Consider the following 15,589-nt stretch of genomic DNA (forward strand, 5'->3'; position numbering starts at 1 on the left):
TCACCTGGCCTTGATGTCGACGATCTGCCATACGTCGTTGTGGAGTCGGGCGGTGACGGAGAGCTGCGCGGCGGAGGTGACCGCCTTCTTGTCGCCGCGGCGCGTCGACTGGTCGAGGAAGACGAGCAGGTGCGCGGTGTCGCCGCGCAGGCTCACCGTGCCGACGCGGACGGCGTCGGTGGTGAGGGTGACTTTCTGGGCCGGCGCGTTCTTCTGCACCTGGGTGAAGAGCTCGGCGTACTGCTTGGCGGCCTTGCCCGTGAGGACCTCGTCGGCGGTGCGGGCGGTGGCGTTCGTGCCGTCGGGTGTGTACGAGAAGATCTTGGCGAGGGCGCTGCTGATGTCGCCGTTGACGCGGTTGGTGGCGTCGGCGTCGGTGAGGGCCTGATTGCGGGTCGCCGGTTCGGTGCGCAGGTCGTGGGCCAGGTAGAAGAGGACGGCACCGGTGACGACGAGGACACCGGCCACGACGGCGGCGACGATGATCTGTATCCGCCCGCCACGGGGGCCGGCCTCCGTCTCCGGGTGCGCCTCCGTGGTCGGCTGGTCGCGCAGTTCCCCGCGCCCCTGAGCGCCGTCGGCCTCCGGCTCGTCCTCCGGGCGCGCCCCGGCGGCCGGTTGCTCGCGCAGTTCCCCGCGCCCCTTTCGGGGCCGCCACCAAGCCTTGGGCAATCTGCCGCCTTGGGCGGCAGGGTGGGCAAGGCGGCCCTCGGTGCCGGGGGCCTCTTCGGGGGCGTCGACTTCAACGTCGTGGGTCACTTCGACTCCCCCGTCACCGGTACCGCGCCGAGTGACTTGATCTTCCAGGTGCCGTCGGCGGCCCGGCTCAGGACCGCCTCGAGGCGCTTGCGCTCCGGCGCCGCCGAACCCGTCGTCACCCGTACCGTCGCGATCAGCTTCGACGTGCCCGCGCGGTCGTCCAGCGCGGTCACGGCGGCATCCGTCACCACCCCGCGCGACGAAGCCCCGGCGGCCGGCGACACCGAGGACAGCGACGCCCGAAGCGGGCCCGTCGTCACCGATCTCCATTCGCGCACCCCGGCCTTGGCGCGGGCCGCCGTCGACGCGTCCAGCGTCGTCAGCCGGGCAACCGCCGAACGACCGTCGGAGAGCGCCGCATCGCGGGCCCGGCCGTACGCGAGGTCGCCGTCACCCCGCGCCTGCGCGTACGACCAGACCCCCGTACCGCACACCACGAGCGCCACGGCGAGCCCCGCCCCCGTCAGGGCCCGCCTCACCGCCCGCTCCCCTCGGAGAGACCGAGCAGCCCGGCCATCCCGGAGGATGCCGCGGACGTCCCGGAATCGCCGGCCACCGAGGGAAGGGACAGCGCGCCCGGCTGTGCGGGCTTGGGTACGGCGCCGCCGCCCGGCGCGTGGGCCGAGCCGCGGACGTTCACGCCGCTCGACGCCGGAGCCGTGCAGCGTGCGCCGGTGTTCGTCGCGGGCGCCGGGCTCAGATCCGTACCGAGCCGGTACGTGGTGCCCGAGTAGCCCGCCGTGCAGGGAAGGGGCTTGAAGAACGTGACCGCCATACCGAAGTTGACCTTCTTCCCGTCGACGGCCGTGGCCCCCGCGGCGACGGCCGCGGGCAGCTTCACGAGCAGTTCCTCGGTGCCGCGCTGCCGGGTGACGGCGACCTCGGAGGTGGTGAGGAGGTTGGCGAGGACGACGCCGACCTCGGGGTTCAGGTCGCGCAGCAGGCCGCTGATCCGGGTGGCGGCGTCGGGCGCGGCCATGACCAGGCGGCGCAGGTCGGCGTCGGAGCCCTTCAGGGTGGAGGCCAGCTGGCTGGCGCCGGACGCGAAGGACTTGATGGCGTCGCCCTCCTGGGCCTGGGTGCGCAGCACGACCTCGCCGTCGGCCATGAGCTTCGTCGTCTCGGGGAGGGCCTTGTCGGCGGCCTGGACGAAGTCCGAGCCGTTGTCCATGAGGAGTTGCAGGTCCTCGCCGCGCCCCTCGAAGGCCTTGCCGAACTCGTCGACGACCGTGCGCAGGTCGTCGAGCGGGACGGACGTGGTGAGGTTGTCGACGCTGGACAGGACGTCGGTGACCGGGTTCGGCACCGAGGACGCGGTCCGGTCGATGCGGGCGCCGTCGGCGAGGTACGGCCCGCCGGAGCGCTCCGGGCGCAGGTCGATGTACTGCTCGCCGACCGCGGAGAGGCTCGCGACGACGGCCTTGGCGTCGTCGGGGATGTGCGGCGCGGACTTCTTGATGCGCAGGTCCGCCTCGACGCCGTCACCGGTGAGGTTGATCGCCCCGACCCGGCCCACCGAGACGCCCCGGTAGGTGACGTCGGAGTGGGTGAACAGGCCGCCGGTGCGCGGGAGTTGCACCTTCACGGTGTAGTAGTCGGCGGCCCCGACGTAACGGCCGAGGTCGGCGTAGCGGATGCCGAGGTAGCCGAGGACGAGGACGGCGATGAGGAGGAAGGCCAGGTTCTTCAGCCGGATGGCGAGAGTGATCACCGGGAGGCACCCCCGCTCGGCGTCGCGCTCGTGCTCGTACTCGCACTCGCCCCTGTTCCCGTACTCGTGGACGGGAGCGGCAGCGGCGACGACGGATCGGCCGACTTCCCCGGCGCCTTCTTCAGGGACTTGCGCTCGCTCTGCGGCGTGGCCGTGGGCGTCCCGCTCCCGTCGCTCTCCTTCAGCGGCGGGATCAGGGTCGTCCCCTTCACCGCCGCCATGTCGAGATACGTGTTGAGGTAGTCGCCCTTGATGCCGTTCATGACCTCGTCGGTGAACGGGTACGTGAGCAGCACCTGGAGCGAGTTCGGCAGGTCCTGGCCCGAGTCGGCGAGTGCCTTCAGGGTCGGGGCGAGCGCCTTGAGGTCGGCGACCATGTCGGCCTGGCTGCGGTTGATGGTGTCGGTGGCGACGTCCCCGAGCCGGTCGAGGGAGCGCAGCATCGTCATCAGTGAACCCCGTTGTTCCTCAAGGGTCTTGAGGCCGGGCGAGAGGTCGGCCAGCACGGTGTCGACGTCCTCCTTGCGGTGCGCGAGGGTCGCCGAGAGCCGGTTGACCCCGTCGAGCGCGGCGGTGATGTCGCCGCGGTGGTCGTCGAGGTCGGTGACCAGGGTGTTGACGCGGCGCAGGGTGGAGCGGACGTCGGACTCGCGGCCTCCGACGGCCTTGTTGAGTTCCTGCGTGATGGTCTTGAGCTGGTTGACGCCGCCGCCGTTGAGGAGCAGCGACAGCGCGCCGAAGACCTCTTCGACCTCGGTGTTGCGGCCGGTGCGGGCGACGGGGATGCGGTCGCCCGCGTGCAGGGTGCCGGTGCCGTTGTCGGGCTCGACGAGCTGGACGTACTTCTCGCCGAGGAGGCTGGACTGCTCGATGCGGGCGCCGGCGTCGGCGGGCAGTTTGACGCCGCCGTTGATGCGCATGGTGACGCGGGCGGTCCAGCTGTCCTTGCCCGCGAGTTCGATGTCGGTGACCCGGCCGACGGCCACGTCGTTGACCTTCACCGCGGACTGCGGGACGAGGCTGAGCACGTCCTTCATGTCGGCGGTGATGGTGTACGGGTGGGCGCCGAGGTCGGCGCCGCCGGGCAGCGGCACGTCCTCCAGGCCGCCGAAGGACGGCGCGGGGACGCTGATCACGCCGAGGGTGAGGAGGAAGGCGACGGTGATGACGCCGGCGCAGCCGAGGCCGGCGCCCGCGCGGACGGTGGTTCGCCGGTTCACTGGTCGCCTCCCACGGAGGGCAGCGGCAGCAGCGGGCCGCCCTGGCTCAGCTCGTTGAGGTTGGCGCGGCCGTCGAGCGTGCGGGTCTTGGGGTTGTAGGCGTTGAGGACGTTGCCCGCGGCGAGCGGTGCGGCGTCGAGCGCCTCGGCCAGGGAGGCCCGCTGGTCGACGAGGGCCTGGGTGAGCGGGACCAGTTTGTCGACGTTGTCCTTGAGCTGGGCCCGGTGGTCGTCGATGAACTTCTTCACCTGGCCGAGCGCGGTGCCGAGTTCCTTGAGGGCGCCCGCGAGGTCGTCGCGGTTCTCGGCGAAGTAGCCGGTGACGTCGTCGAGGGTCTCCTGCGCGGTGCGCACGCCCGAGTCCTCCTGTTTCAGCATCGTGGTGAACGACTGGAGCTGGGAGAGCGTGGTGAACAGGTCGTCGCTGCTGCCGTTGAGCGTCTTGGCGGCCTTCCCGAACTGCTCGATGCTGTTGCCGAGTTCCTGTCCGTTGCCCTTGAGGTTGTCGGCGCCGGTCTTCAGCAGCCCGGACAGCGCGCCCTTCTCGTTGGCTCCGTCGGGGCCGAGGGCCTTGCTGAGGTCGGTGATGCTGTCGTAGAGCTGGTCGATCTCGACGGGGGTGCGGTTGCGGGAGGCGGGCAGGACCGCGCCGTCCTTGAGGGCCGCGCCCGACGAGTAGGCCGGGGTGAGCTGGACGTACCGGTCGGCGACGACGCTGGGCGCGACGGCGACGGCCCGCGCCCCGACGGGCACCTTCACCCCGTCGTCGACGGCGAGCGTGACCCGCACCCGGGTGCCCTCGGGGTGTACCCCGTCGACCCGCCCGACGCGGACGCCGAGGATGCGCAGGTCGGAGCCGTCGTAGATGCCGACGGCCCGGTCGAAGTAGGCGGTGACGCGCATGCCGCTGTCGCTGGTGGCGCTGACGCCGACGATGCCGGCGGCGATCAGCACCGCGAGTGCGAGGGTGCCGATGAGCAGCCTCTTGGTGGTCCGTGTGATGGCCATGTCGCCCGTCAGCCCCCGTTCCCGTAACTGCCGTTCTTCGGTGGTCTGCACGACTTCGCGGGGAGCGACTTCTCGGGCAGGTAGGTGCGCGGTACGACGCCGCACAGGTAGCTGTCGAACCAGTGGCCGTTGCCGAGGGTGTTGCCGACGAGCCGGTAGTAGGGGCCGAGGAGCGAGAGGGTCTTGTCGAGCTTGCCCTTGTTCTCGGCGAGGACCGTGGTGACCCGGCTGAGCGCGGTGAGCGTCGGGCCGAGCTGGCGGTCGTTGTCGTCGACGAGGCCGTTGAGTTCGCGGCCGAGCGCCTCGCTGCCGCTGAGCAGCGCCTTGATGGCGGTGCGCCGCTTCTTCAGCTCGGTGAGCAGCGAGCCGCCGTCGTTGATCAGCGTCTCGAAGCTGGACTGCTTCGTCTGGAGCGTCTTGGTCAGCTTCTTGCTTCCGGCGAGGAGCTCGGCGAGCTGGCTGTCGCGCGACGAGACGGTCCTGGACAGCGCGGACAGTCCCTTGACGGCCGCCTTCACGTCGGGCGGGGAGTCCTTGAAGGTCTCCGAGATGGTGTCGAAGCTGGCGGCGAGCTGCTTGGTGTCGATCTCGTCGACGGTGCTGCTGAGGTCCTCGAACGCCTGGGTGACGTCGTACGGGGACGTGGTGCGGGACAGCGGGATCCGGGCGTCCGGGTTCTGCCGGCCGGTGCCGACCGGGTCGAGGGCCACGTACTTGTCGCCGAGGAGGGTCTTGATGGCGATGGAGGCGGTGGTGCGGTCGCCGATCCAGGTGCCGTCGTCCTTGATCCTGAAGCTGACCTTGACCTTGGGGCCGTCGAGGCCGACGCCGGTGACCTCGCCGACCTTGACGCCGGCGATGCGCACCTCGTCGCCGTCGCCGAGGCCCGCGGCCTCGCTGAAGTCGGCGGTGTAGGTGGTGCCGCCGCCGATGTAGGGCAGGCTGCTCGCGTTGAACGCGGCGAGCGCGACCAGTCCGAGCGCGACGAGCCCGGCGACGGCGATGAGGACGGGGTTGCGTTCCTGTACGGGCTTCAGCCACGGCCGTTTCCGGCTCATCCCTGGCACCTCGCTTCGTTGACGGAGATACCGGTGGGCGCCTTCGACCCGTCGGACATGGCGACCCCGCTGACGTGCGCCTGGCAGAGGTAGAGGTTGAACCAGGAGCCGTAGGAGGTGAGCCGGGTCAGGGCCGTGAGCTTGCCGGGGGTCTTGTCGAGGAAGTTCTGGATCTGCGGGAGCCCGTCGCCCAACTGGTCCGAGAGACGGCCGAGTTGCTGGATGTCGCCCTTGAGCGGGCCGCGCGTGTCCTTGAGGAACCCGGCGGTGACGGTCGTCAGGTCGCCCATCGCGGCGACGGCCTGGCCGAGCGGTTCGCGGTCCTCGTTGAAGCCGGAGACCATCTGCTGGAGCGTGGTGACGAGGTCGTCGAACTGGTCCTCGCGGTTGTTGATCGTCGACAGGACCTCGGTGAGGTTGCCGATGACCTCGCCGATCACCTTGTCCTTGGCGGCGACGGTCTGGGTGAGCGAGCCGACGTGCTGGATGAGGCTGTCGACGGTGCCGCCCTCGCCCTGGAGGACCTTGACGATCGACCCGGCGAGATCGTTCACGTCGCTCGGGGACAGGCCCTCGAACAGCGGCTTGAAGCCGTTGAAGAGGAGCGTCAGGTCGAGGGCGGGGGTGGTGCGGTCCAGCGGGATGGTGTCGCCGGGCGCGAGGTCGGCGCCCGCCGCGCCGGTGCCGCGCTCCAGGGACACGTACCGCTGGCCGACCATGTTGAGGTACTTCACGCCGGCCGTGGTGGTGGCGGGCAGGGTGCGGTCCTTGTCGACGGTGAAGGTGACCTGCGCGGTGCGGTGGTCGACGACGCGGACGTCGGTGACCTCGCCGACCTTCACGCCGGATATCCGCACGCCGTCGCCGTCGATGAGCCCGGTGACGTCGGTGAACAGGGCCTTGTAGCTGCGGGTCTCGGTGTTGACGCCGCTGTTGGCGATGGACAGGCCGAGCACGGTGGTGGCGAGCGCGGTGACGAGGACGAAGATGAGCGACTTCGTGACCGGTCCGGCGAGCGAGCGCCGCCGCACATGGCTGAAGTCTCCCTGCGGGGTACTCACTTGAGCTTCACCTCCGTTCCCCGGTAGACGGGGCCGACGAGCAGGCTCGACCAGTCGGGCAGGGCGTCGGGCGAGGTCTTCGCGGAGGGCGCGATCAGCTCGTTCACCAGGTCGTTCTCCTGCGGCGAGTTGGCGGTCCCGAGGTCCTGGCCGGCGACGGAGTCCGAGGCGGTGACGGCTGCGGGGGTGCGTGCGGAGGCGCCGCCGAGGTAGGGCACGGAGTAGCAGTGCGGGGTGCCGCCGGAGCCGTAGGACGGGGTGTCGCGTCCGGCCTGGTAGGCGCCGCGCGAGGCGACCGTGGTGACGTCGACGTGCAGGCCCGGCTGGTCGGTGCCCTTGCCGAGCGCCTTGTCCATGCGCGGTACGAAGTCGGCGAGGGTGCGCAGGGTGCACGGGAACGACGACGAGTACTTCGCGAGGATGTCCAGCGTGCCGCGCGAGGTGGCGGACAGCCGGATGATGTTGTCCTTGTTGGCCCGCAGGAACGCGTCCAGGTCCTCGGCGGCGCGGGTGGTGTCCCCGTACGCGGCGGCGAGGTCGCTGTCCTTCTCGGCGATCGTGCGGCTGGTGGTGGTGAAGTCGGTGAGCGCGTCGAGGATGCCGGGCGCCGCGTCGGCGTACACGTGGGAGACCTGGACGAGCTGCTTCAGGTCCTCGTTGAGCGTCGGCAGGTTCGGGTTGAACTTCTTCAGGTGCGCGTCGAGCTGGGTGAGCGTGTCACCGAGCTGGTCGCCGCGGCCCTGGAGGGCCTGCGACACGGCGGACAGCGTCGCGGAGAGTTTCTGCGGCTGGACGGCGGTCAGCATGGGCAGTACGTCGTCGAGGACCTTCTGGAGCTCGATGGCGTTGGCGGACCGGTCCTGCGGGATGGTCGCCCCGGCGGGCAGGGTGCGGAACCCGGAGCCGGCGTCCGTGCCGTCCTCGCCCGTCGGTACGAGGGCCACGTACCGCTCGCCGAACAGCGTGGTCGGCAGCATCTGCGCGTGCACGTCGTCGGGGATGCGGTCGAGGGCGCCGGGCTTGAGGGCGAGGACGAGCCGCGCCCCGGTGTCCGTGGGCTCGATCTTGCGTACTTCACCGAGGACGACGCCGCGCATCTTGACCTCGGCGCCGAGGTGCATCTCGTTGCCGACGGACCCGGTGTCGACGGTGACCTCGTCGGAGTCGGTGAAGTCCTTGTTGTACACGGCCACGGCCAGCCAGATCAGCAGGACGGGCACGAGGAGGAAGGCGAGGCCGGCGAGGCGTCGTCGGATGGTGTCCACCGTCGCTCACCCCGCCACTTTCACGGTCGTCGTCGCGCCCCAGATGGCGAGCGACAGGAAGAAGTCGGTGACGGCGATGACGACGATGGCGTTGCGCACCGACCGCCCCACGGCGATGCCGACCCCGGCCGGGCCGCCGCTGGCGCGGAAGCCGTAGTAGCAGTGGGCGAGGATCACCATCACGCTGAAGATCAGCACTTTCAGCACCGACAGGAGCACGTCGGTGGGTGAGAGGAAGAGGTCGAAGTAGTGGTCGTACGTGCCTTGCGACTGTCCGTTGAAGACGACGGTGACGATGCGCGAGGCGAGGTAGGAGGAGAGCAGCCCGATCGCGTAGAGCGGGATGATCGCGACGACTCCGGCGATGATGCGGGTGGTCACGAGGTACGGCATCGAGCGCACGCCCATGCCTTCGAGGGCGTCGACCTCTTCGTTGATGCGCATGGCGCCGAGCTGGGCGGTGAATCCGGCGCCGACGGTTGCCGACAGGGCGAGTCCGGCGACGAGGGGCGCGATCTCGCGGGTGTTGAAGTAGGCGGAGACGAAGCCGGTGAAGGCGGCGGTGCCGATCTGGTCGAGGGCCGCGTAGCCCTGGAGGCCGACGACGGTGCCGGTGGCGGCCGTCATCGCGATCATCACGCCGATGGTGCCGCCGATGACACCGAGCCCGCCGGAGCCGAAGACGACCTCGGCGAGCAGGCGCTGCACTTCCTTCGTGTACCGGACGACGGTCCGCGGTATCCAGACCAAGGCCCTCACATAGAAAAGGAGTTGGTCGCCGCCGCGGTCGAGCCAGACGAGTGGAGAAGCCATGCGGGACTCAACCTCCCTTCGGTGGAACGATCTGGAGGTAGATCCCGGTCATCACCATGTTCACGAAGAAGAGCAGGATGAAGGTGATGACGACGGACTGGTTGACGGCGTCGCCGACGCCCTTGGGTCCGCCGCGCGGGTTGAGGCCGCGGTAGGCGGCGACGATGCCCGCGATGAACCCGAAGATGAGGGCCTTCAGCTCGCTGATGTAGAGGTCGGGGAGCTGGGCGAGCGCGGAGAACGACTGCAAGTAGGCGCCGGGGGTGCCGTGTTGCAGGATGACGTTGAAGAAGTAGCCGCCGAGGGTGCCGACGACGGACACCATGCCGTTGAGCAGGATGCTGACGAACATCGCGGCGAGCACGCGCGGCACCACGAGCCGCTGCACGGGCGAGACGCCCATGACGGTCATCGCGTCCAGCTCCTCGCGGATCTTCCGCGAGCCGAGGTCGGCGCAGATGGCGGAGCCGCCGGCACCCGCGATGAGCAGCGCGACGATGAGCGGGCTTGCCTGCTGGATGACGGCGAGCACGCTGGCGCCGCCGGTGAACGACTGCGCGCCCAACTGCTGTGTCAGCGAGCCGACTTGCAGGGCGATGACCGCGCCGAACGGGATGGACACGAGGGCGGCGGGCAGGATGGTGACGCTGGCGATGAACCAGAACTGCTCGACGAACTCCCGGAACTGGAAAGGCCGCCGGAAGGTGTCCCGCACGACGCGCAGAGCGAGCGCGAAGAGCTGCCCGGTCTGGCGGAGGGGGGCCAGGGCTTTGGACGGGCCCGGCGCCTTGGGCGGCGCTGCGGGACGCGGCGGCACCCGGGAGTCCTCTGGGGTGGGCAGACGGGTATCCGCGCTCACGAGGCCCCACCCCGCCGGGGCAGCGTCACGGTCGGCGCCAGCACGTCCTGCCGCCCGTAAGAAGAACGGATGGCCTCCTGCGCGGTGCCGGGCAACGTATCGAGCATGCCGAGCACCCGCTCCCGCCGCCGCGCCACGGCAGCCCGCTCCCCGAGCCCGGGCGACGGCTGAAGTTGCGGCACCAGCGCCTTCGGCTGAGGCGCCACCATCCCGCCGGAGGCCTCGGCGGCGAGCGTGGCCTCGTCCTTCTCCTCGCTCATGCCGATCGGCCCGTGCTTACTGGCCGTCAGGAACTGCGAGACGACCGGTTCCTGGCTGGTGAGGAGCACTTCGCGCGGGCCGAAGGTGACGAGGTGCCGCCGGAACAGCATCCCCATGTTGTCGGGGACGGTCGCGGCGATGTCGAGGTTGTGGGTGACGATCAGCATGGTCGCGTCGGTGGTGGTGTTCAGGTCGATGAGCAGCTGCGAGATGAACGCGGTGCGCACCGGGTCGAGTCCGGAGTCCGGCTCGTCGCAGAGGATGATCTGCGGGTCGAGGACCAACGCCCGTGCCAGACCGGCGCGTTTGCGCATACCGCCGCTGATCTCGCCGGGCAGCTTGCCCTCGGAGCCGAGGAGGCCGACCGCGTCGATCCGCTCCATGACGATGCGGCGGATCTCCGATTCCTTCTTCTTGGTGTGCTCGCGCAGCGGGAAGGCGATGTTGTCGAAGAGGTTCATCGACCCGAAGAGGGCGCCGTCCTGGAACATCAGCCCGAACAGCTTGCGGGCCTCCATGATGTCCCGCTCGGGGCTGCGCGCCATGTCGACGCCGTTGACCAGGACGCGGCCGTGCTCCGGCTTGAGCAGACCGATCAACGACTTCAGGAAGACGGTCTTGCCGGTTCCGGAGGGGCCGAGCATGACGCTCACCTCGCCCGCGGGCAGGGTGAGACTCACGTCCTGCCAGATGTTCTGCCGGCCGAAGGACTTGGTGAGCCCCTCGACCTTCACTTCGATTCCCATCGCTTCTCACCTTCAGCGAGCGAACTCGGCAGCGCACGGTAATTCGCTTCATACGTGCCGGACAAGATCTCGGAGCGGCCGCCCCGAATCTTCCTGAAAACTTGTCATCCAGTGATAAGAGAGCCGTTCTCTCCTGTCGGAAGATGAGTAGAACCACGGAGCCCCGGGGGCCCTGATGGATCGTGGCGGGGTCCCGTCCCGCCGGGGGTACGACGAGAGACAGGGACCCCGCCACGGAGACACCGAACGGAAAGGAGGATTCCGGTCGGCCCTCATACGACCCCTGGCCGACGGGGGGCGCCGACCAGGAGCGGAAGAGCTTTTTGGAGACGTTACGGCCGAGTAACCTTTGCTAGCAATACCGGTTCGGCAATTTCGCGCTGGTCCGTAAAGGGCGTCCGGTTTTTTGTCACCGGGCTATAAGGGGGTCAGGCGGGTGGGGTGATGGTTTGTTTGGGGGTGAGGGTGTAGGTGGCCTTGAGGCTGAGCGCGTCACCGGGATTGACGCGCCCGAGGCACGACGAACCCGCGCCGGCCAGGACCTGACTGGCGGGTGCCGTGGTCGGCCCGATGAGCAACTGCCCCGTGGTGTTGTCGTACTGGCCGTACAGAGTCCCGGTCCCCGTGACGGAACAACCGGTCCCGGACATGCCGAGCGTTACCCCACTGATGGACACGTCGATCCTGGAGGGGTTACTGGCATTGCGCTGCAGCAGGTTGACCTTCCACGGCGTCGGCCCCACGGAAATACTGAAGGCGCCGCCCGAGGCCGTGCAGGCCGAGAACATCGACGGCATCAGGGTCCCGGCGGCCAGCCCGTCGGCATCGCTGGCCAGCAGGGATCCCGTGATGCGCGAAGAGGCACACGAGACCGTCAAAGTGCCGCCACCCAGAGTGGTGGTACCGGCATTCCCGATGTAGCTCCCGGCAGGGCTGACCGTCCACGTCCCGCTGGCCGTGGCCGAAGCCGACGTACCCGACACCCCCAGTACGGCGACGAGCGCAACCCCGCTCATCGCCGCCCTGCGCAGCAGTAACCGCATCACTTGACCGCCGAGTGCCAGTACTGGGAGAACACCTTGCCCTGGTTCGGCGCGGCGGCGCCCGGGTCGTTCAGGGTGCCCAGGTAGGTCTGGGTGTTGTTGAGCTTGACGCTGTTGACGCCCGAGGCGGCCGGGAGGCCGGACTTGAGGTTGACGGCCCAGTTGAAGGCGCCGAGCCCGAGGGGACCGCAGCCGCTCGCACCCGGTGCCGCGAAGGTGAGGTCCTGCTGGGTGGAGCCGGTCAGTGCGAGACGGCCGAACGGCCCGTCGTCGGCGGGCGTGCCGTTGGAAGTGGCGCTGTCCGCGCCGATGTTCGGCGCCGCCGCGTTCTGCGGGCGCAGGACGATCGGGGCGGACTTGGTCCCGATGTAGCAGTTGTTGCCGATGAGCGGGTTGCTGAGGTGGATGCGGACCGGGATCGAGATGATCGGTACGCCCTCGGAGGCCCCGGCGAGCAACTGGAAGTTGGAGGGGGTTCCCACGGACTCGACGGTCGCCACGATCCGGTTGGTCGTGCTGTCCTTGATCTGCCCGCACACGGCGCTGACGACGGGCACCGAGCTGGGACACATCAGCCCGAGAAGGCCGCCGGGCAGGTCGGCGGGGTCGGCGATGAGCGCGCCGTCCGACGGTGCGACCACCGAGTTGGTGCCGTCCGAGTGGGTGACGATGCCCACCTGGAGGTCGGTCTTGCCCGTCGGCACGACCGAACTGCCGATCTTGATCGAACCGCTGGCCGAGCTGGAGGAGATGCACGTCGCCTGGTTGTCGATGCCGTCGGCGCCCAGCATGGCGGCGTTGTCGACCGGGCAGCGGTTGAACGGCGCCCAGTTGCCGTTGAGCTGAGTGCCGGCGGCCGAGGCCGGGGCCACCGCCGCCAGGGTCGCGAGCGTGGTGGCGGCGGCCACCGCGGCCACGCGAGCGGTGCGGGCGGCGGACATGCGTCTGACTACGGACATGAGGTGTTTCCCTTCGGAAGCGAGGGGGTGCGGCGGCGGGGCTCGGGGCCGCGAGCGGACAGAGGCCGGAACCGGGACGTTACTCACGAGGAAACCAACACGGCAATGGAGTTGCTGACAGAATTTTTACTACCGGTCCGTTTATCACCGAGTGAGCAAAACCGGCGCCTGGATGCGCACTTGCTGAGCATTTCGCGGGCCCATCGGGGAATTACTCACCGGCCGACAAACCTCCGGAGATCAACTGAGCGTCCGCGGACAAGAAAGAGACGCGAATAAATCTGCCGGAGGGAATCTGCGCATTCCCCATTGCGGGGCGAGGTTACTTGCTCGTAACGTCCATCGGCAGGCGACGGACAAGCCATCCCCGCAATTTTGGCCAGGACGTCCGCGTGGAGTGTGCACCGCTGTTCACCCCCGACCGGCACACGCCGGACGGGACTCCGTACCGCTCGCACTCAACCCTCTGGAAGGATCCACAGTGCGCAGATTCACCAGAAACACCGCGATCGCCGCAGCGTCCCTGGGCGCGGCTCTCGGGCTCTCCGTCTCCTCGGCCTCGGCCACCTCGCTGGCCACGTTCACCGTGACCGGCGGCGGCGCCTACACGGCCACGGCCACCAACCCGACCCTCTCCGTGCCGGCCGCCACGCTCCAGTGCGCGACGTCCACGGCCAACGGCAACGTTCCGAACGGCACGGGCCTCTCCGGCACCCCCATCGGCACCATCACCGGCATCAGCTTCGGCGGCTGCACCGTGGCGGGCATCCCCTTCACGGTGACGGCCAGTGCGCTGCCGTGGAACATCAACGTCACCAGCATGACCGGGACCAACCAGGCCAACGGCACGATCACCGGTATCAGCGCCACCATCACCGGTACCGGCTGTAACGCGAAGTTCGCGGGCAGTGTCACCGGCAACTACACGAACAACAACCACACCCTGCACGTCACGGGCGGTGGCACCCTCGCCGCGCAGGCGGGCGCCAGCTGCCTCGGCCTGATCAAGGCCGGCGACAAGGCGAACTTCATCGGCAACTACGTCCTGAACACCTCCCCGGTCATCTCGTCCCCGTGATGATCTGAACCCTTCTTGACCCAGCCCGCCGCCGGTCACAGACCGGCGGCGGGCCGGCCGCGTCCGGGGCACAGCGCGGTCGGCCGAGCAGTGCCCGCCACCCATGGAGGTCAACGGATGACAGCGCCAAGAAGGCGGAGCGGACGGCCGGGCGGTGCACGGGCGGCGCATCTGGCGCGCGTGGTGCCGATCGCCTCGGTCGCGCTCGCCGCCGGTCTGCTGTCGGGTCCCGGCTCGCACGCGGACGAGGGGCCGGGTCCGGTGGAGATCGCATACGACTGCGCGCTACCGGCTCCGGCGGCGAACCAGCAGACGGACGGAGAGACGGACAAGCAGGGGGACGTCGACTCGTCGGCCACCGCAGACGCGCCCGTCTCGCCCACCATGGTGCGCGCCGCGGTACGGATCTCCACCGGTCTCCCGGAAACCGCGGCGCCCGGCAGCCCGATCGACCCCGGCACCGTGACCGTGGAGGCCGCCCTCCCCTATGCCAAGCTGGCCCCTTTGCTGCCGAGTGACGTCAGCGGCGTCACCAGTGACGCGACGCTCGGTGTCCAGGTGCGGCAGGGCAAGTCGTCGGCCGACGCCTCTTGGGCCTCACTGGCGGCGAACGCCGCGACTCCGCCGTCCGACGACACACTGCGCCTGGGGCACACCGGGGGCGCGCCCACGATCACCGTGAGCGAAGCGGGGGACGTCGATCTCTACGCGGGCGAACTCAACCTGAAAATAAGCCCGTTGGCAGGTGAATCGAAGGAGGGAACCGCCGCTTCCTTCACCATTGCCTGCACACCCGCGGGCGCTGAAACGGCCGGAAGGCAGATCGCCCGCATCAGCGTGCCGGACGGCGAGGAACCGGGAGCGTCCTCACCGGGCGCCTCCGACGGCCCGTCGGACACCGCCCGGGACGGGATAGCCGTCGAGCCGAAGGACGGTGCAGACAGCCCGGCCGGCGCTTCCACCTGCGCGACGGAGATGCCGTCGGGGGAAATGGACATCAGCCAGACACCGGACCCCCTGCCCGGGACTGTTCTGACACCGCTGATCCCACTCGACGGATTCCGGGCATGCGCCTACGCGGTCGGCATGACCACCGTACGGAAACCGAACGGTACCGTGATCATCAATAACCCTGCCAAGGGACCGAGCCTGATGAACATCCGGGCCAACGCGCAGACCCAGTACGCAACGGAAGGCCCCTTCTACTTCCGCGCCGATTCCCTGGGCGAGCTCACCCTGCCGGACGCCGACTCGACCATCCTCAACTTCGGCTTCGTCCCCGTCACCGCCAAGGTCGCGTTCGAGAACGGCCCGATCACCATCTCCACCGGCACCATGGGCTCGTATCCCGACCAGCAGAACTTCGCCGTCGCGACGTTCTTCCAGTCTCTGCGCGTCCACGACGTGAAGGTCAACGGCACCCCCCTGAACGTCGGCTCCCAGTGCCGCACCTCGAAGAAGTACCGGGTCACGCTGCGCGGTGACTTCACCTCGCCCACCGACGCCTACGTCAACGTCCTGACCGGCGGCATCCTCAAGGGCAAGGTCGACATTCCGTCCTTCTCCGGCTGCGGGTCGAACGGAGAGAATCTCGACCGTCTGCTCACGGCCTCGCTCAGCGGCCCCGACAACAGCATCATCATGAACCAGGCCCCGACCTGCCTCCCCGACCTGCCGGAGCCCAACCAGTGTCCCCCGGTGATCCCGCCGCTGCCCGGAGCCAAGACCCCGTGACCACCCCACCGACCC

Annotated in this window: 15 protein-coding genes; 2 read left to right on the top strand and 13 right to left on the bottom strand. The window is 69.4% G+C overall.

Annotation, left to right across the window (positions count from 1 at the left end; genetic code table 11):
- The 13 genes from ABII15_RS12125 to ABII15_RS12185 all read right to left on the bottom strand — a co-directional run bounded on the left by ABII15_RS12125 (position 1) and on the right by ABII15_RS12185 (position 12,744).
- Positions 1–759 carry a hypothetical protein gene (locus tag ABII15_RS12125; protein WP_353942315.1) on the bottom strand — a complete coding sequence of 253 codons (759 nt, stop codon included), beginning with the start codon at positions 757–759 and terminating at the stop codon, positions 1–3.
- A complete protein-coding gene (locus ABII15_RS12130; protein ID WP_353942316.1) occupies positions 756–1,238 on the bottom strand; it encodes a hypothetical protein in 483 nt (160 codons plus the stop codon). The genes ABII15_RS12125 and ABII15_RS12130 overlap by 4 nt, the downstream gene beginning before the upstream one ends.
- A complete protein-coding gene (locus tag ABII15_RS12135) occupies positions 1,235–2,470 on the bottom strand; it encodes an MlaD family protein (protein ID WP_353942317.1) in 1,236 nt (411 codons plus the stop codon). The genes ABII15_RS12130 and ABII15_RS12135 overlap by 4 nt, the downstream gene beginning before the upstream one ends.
- Positions 2,467–3,690 (bottom strand): MCE family protein, encoded by a 1,224-nt coding sequence (locus tag ABII15_RS12140; protein WP_353942318.1) that lies wholly within the window; start codon positions 3,688–3,690, stop codon positions 2,467–2,469. The genes ABII15_RS12135 and ABII15_RS12140 overlap by 4 nt, the downstream gene beginning before the upstream one ends.
- Positions 3,687–4,697 carry an MCE family protein gene (locus tag ABII15_RS12145; protein WP_353942319.1) on the bottom strand — a complete coding sequence of 337 codons (1,011 nt, stop codon included), beginning with the start codon at positions 4,695–4,697 and terminating at the stop codon, positions 3,687–3,689. Before ABII15_RS12145 ends, ABII15_RS12140 begins: the two co-directional genes overlap by 4 nt.
- 8 nt (positions 4,698–4,705) lie before the next feature.
- Complete coding sequence (locus ABII15_RS12150; protein WP_353942320.1) at positions 4,706–5,755, bottom strand: MCE family protein; 1,050 nt, start codon at positions 5,753–5,755, stop codon at positions 4,706–4,708.
- On the bottom strand, positions 5,752–6,816 hold the full coding sequence (locus ABII15_RS12155) for an MCE family protein (RefSeq protein ID WP_353942321.1): 1,065 nt from the start codon (positions 6,814–6,816) through the stop codon (positions 5,752–5,754). Before ABII15_RS12155 ends, ABII15_RS12150 begins: the two co-directional genes overlap by 4 nt.
- Positions 6,813–8,081 (bottom strand): MCE family protein, encoded by a 1,269-nt coding sequence (locus tag ABII15_RS12160; RefSeq protein WP_353942322.1) that lies wholly within the window; start codon positions 8,079–8,081, stop codon positions 6,813–6,815. The genes ABII15_RS12155 and ABII15_RS12160 overlap by 4 nt, the downstream gene beginning before the upstream one ends.
- A gap of 6 nt (positions 8,082–8,087) precedes the next feature.
- Positions 8,088–8,894 (bottom strand): ABC transporter permease, encoded by an 807-nt coding sequence (locus ABII15_RS12165; RefSeq protein WP_353942323.1) that lies wholly within the window; start codon positions 8,892–8,894, stop codon positions 8,088–8,090.
- Positions 8,895–8,901: 7 nt separating this feature from the next.
- Complete coding sequence (locus tag ABII15_RS12170; RefSeq protein WP_353947034.1) at positions 8,902–9,711, bottom strand: ABC transporter permease; 810 nt, start codon at positions 9,709–9,711, stop codon at positions 8,902–8,904.
- Between the two features lie 38 nt (positions 9,712–9,749).
- A complete protein-coding gene (locus tag ABII15_RS12175; protein ID WP_353942324.1) occupies positions 9,750–10,760 on the bottom strand; it encodes an ATP-binding cassette domain-containing protein in 1,011 nt (336 codons plus the stop codon).
- A 428-nt stretch (positions 10,761–11,188) separates the two neighbouring features.
- The gene (locus ABII15_RS12180; protein ID WP_353942325.1) at positions 11,189–11,803 is read right to left on the bottom strand and encodes a hypothetical protein; all 615 of its coding nucleotides are present in this window, start codon (positions 11,801–11,803) and stop codon (positions 11,189–11,191) included.
- Positions 11,803–12,744 carry a hypothetical protein gene (locus tag ABII15_RS12185; RefSeq protein ID WP_353947035.1) on the bottom strand — a complete coding sequence of 314 codons (942 nt, stop codon included), beginning with the start codon at positions 12,742–12,744 and terminating at the stop codon, positions 11,803–11,805. The genes ABII15_RS12180 and ABII15_RS12185 overlap by 1 nt, the downstream gene beginning before the upstream one ends.
- Before the next feature lie 499 nt (positions 12,745–13,243).
- On the opposite strand from ABII15_RS12185, the gene ABII15_RS12190 reads away from it, so the two are divergent.
- Both ABII15_RS12190 and ABII15_RS12195 read left to right on the top strand, forming a co-directional pair.
- The gene (locus ABII15_RS12190) at positions 13,244–13,840 is read left to right on the top strand and encodes a hypothetical protein (RefSeq protein WP_353942326.1); all 597 of its coding nucleotides are present in this window, start codon (positions 13,244–13,246) and stop codon (positions 13,838–13,840) included.
- A 117-nt stretch (positions 13,841–13,957) separates the two neighbouring features.
- On the top strand, positions 13,958–15,574 hold the full coding sequence (locus tag ABII15_RS12195; RefSeq protein WP_353942327.1) for a DUF6801 domain-containing protein: 1,617 nt from the start codon (positions 13,958–13,960) through the stop codon (positions 15,572–15,574).
- The last annotated feature ends 15 nt before the right edge of the window (positions 15,575–15,589 follow it).

Origin of the sequence: Streptomyces sp. HUAS MG91 (assembly GCF_040529335.1) — a bacterium.
GTDB classification, from domain to species: Bacteria; Actinomycetota; Actinomycetes; order Streptomycetales; family Streptomycetaceae; genus Streptomyces; species Streptomyces tabacisoli.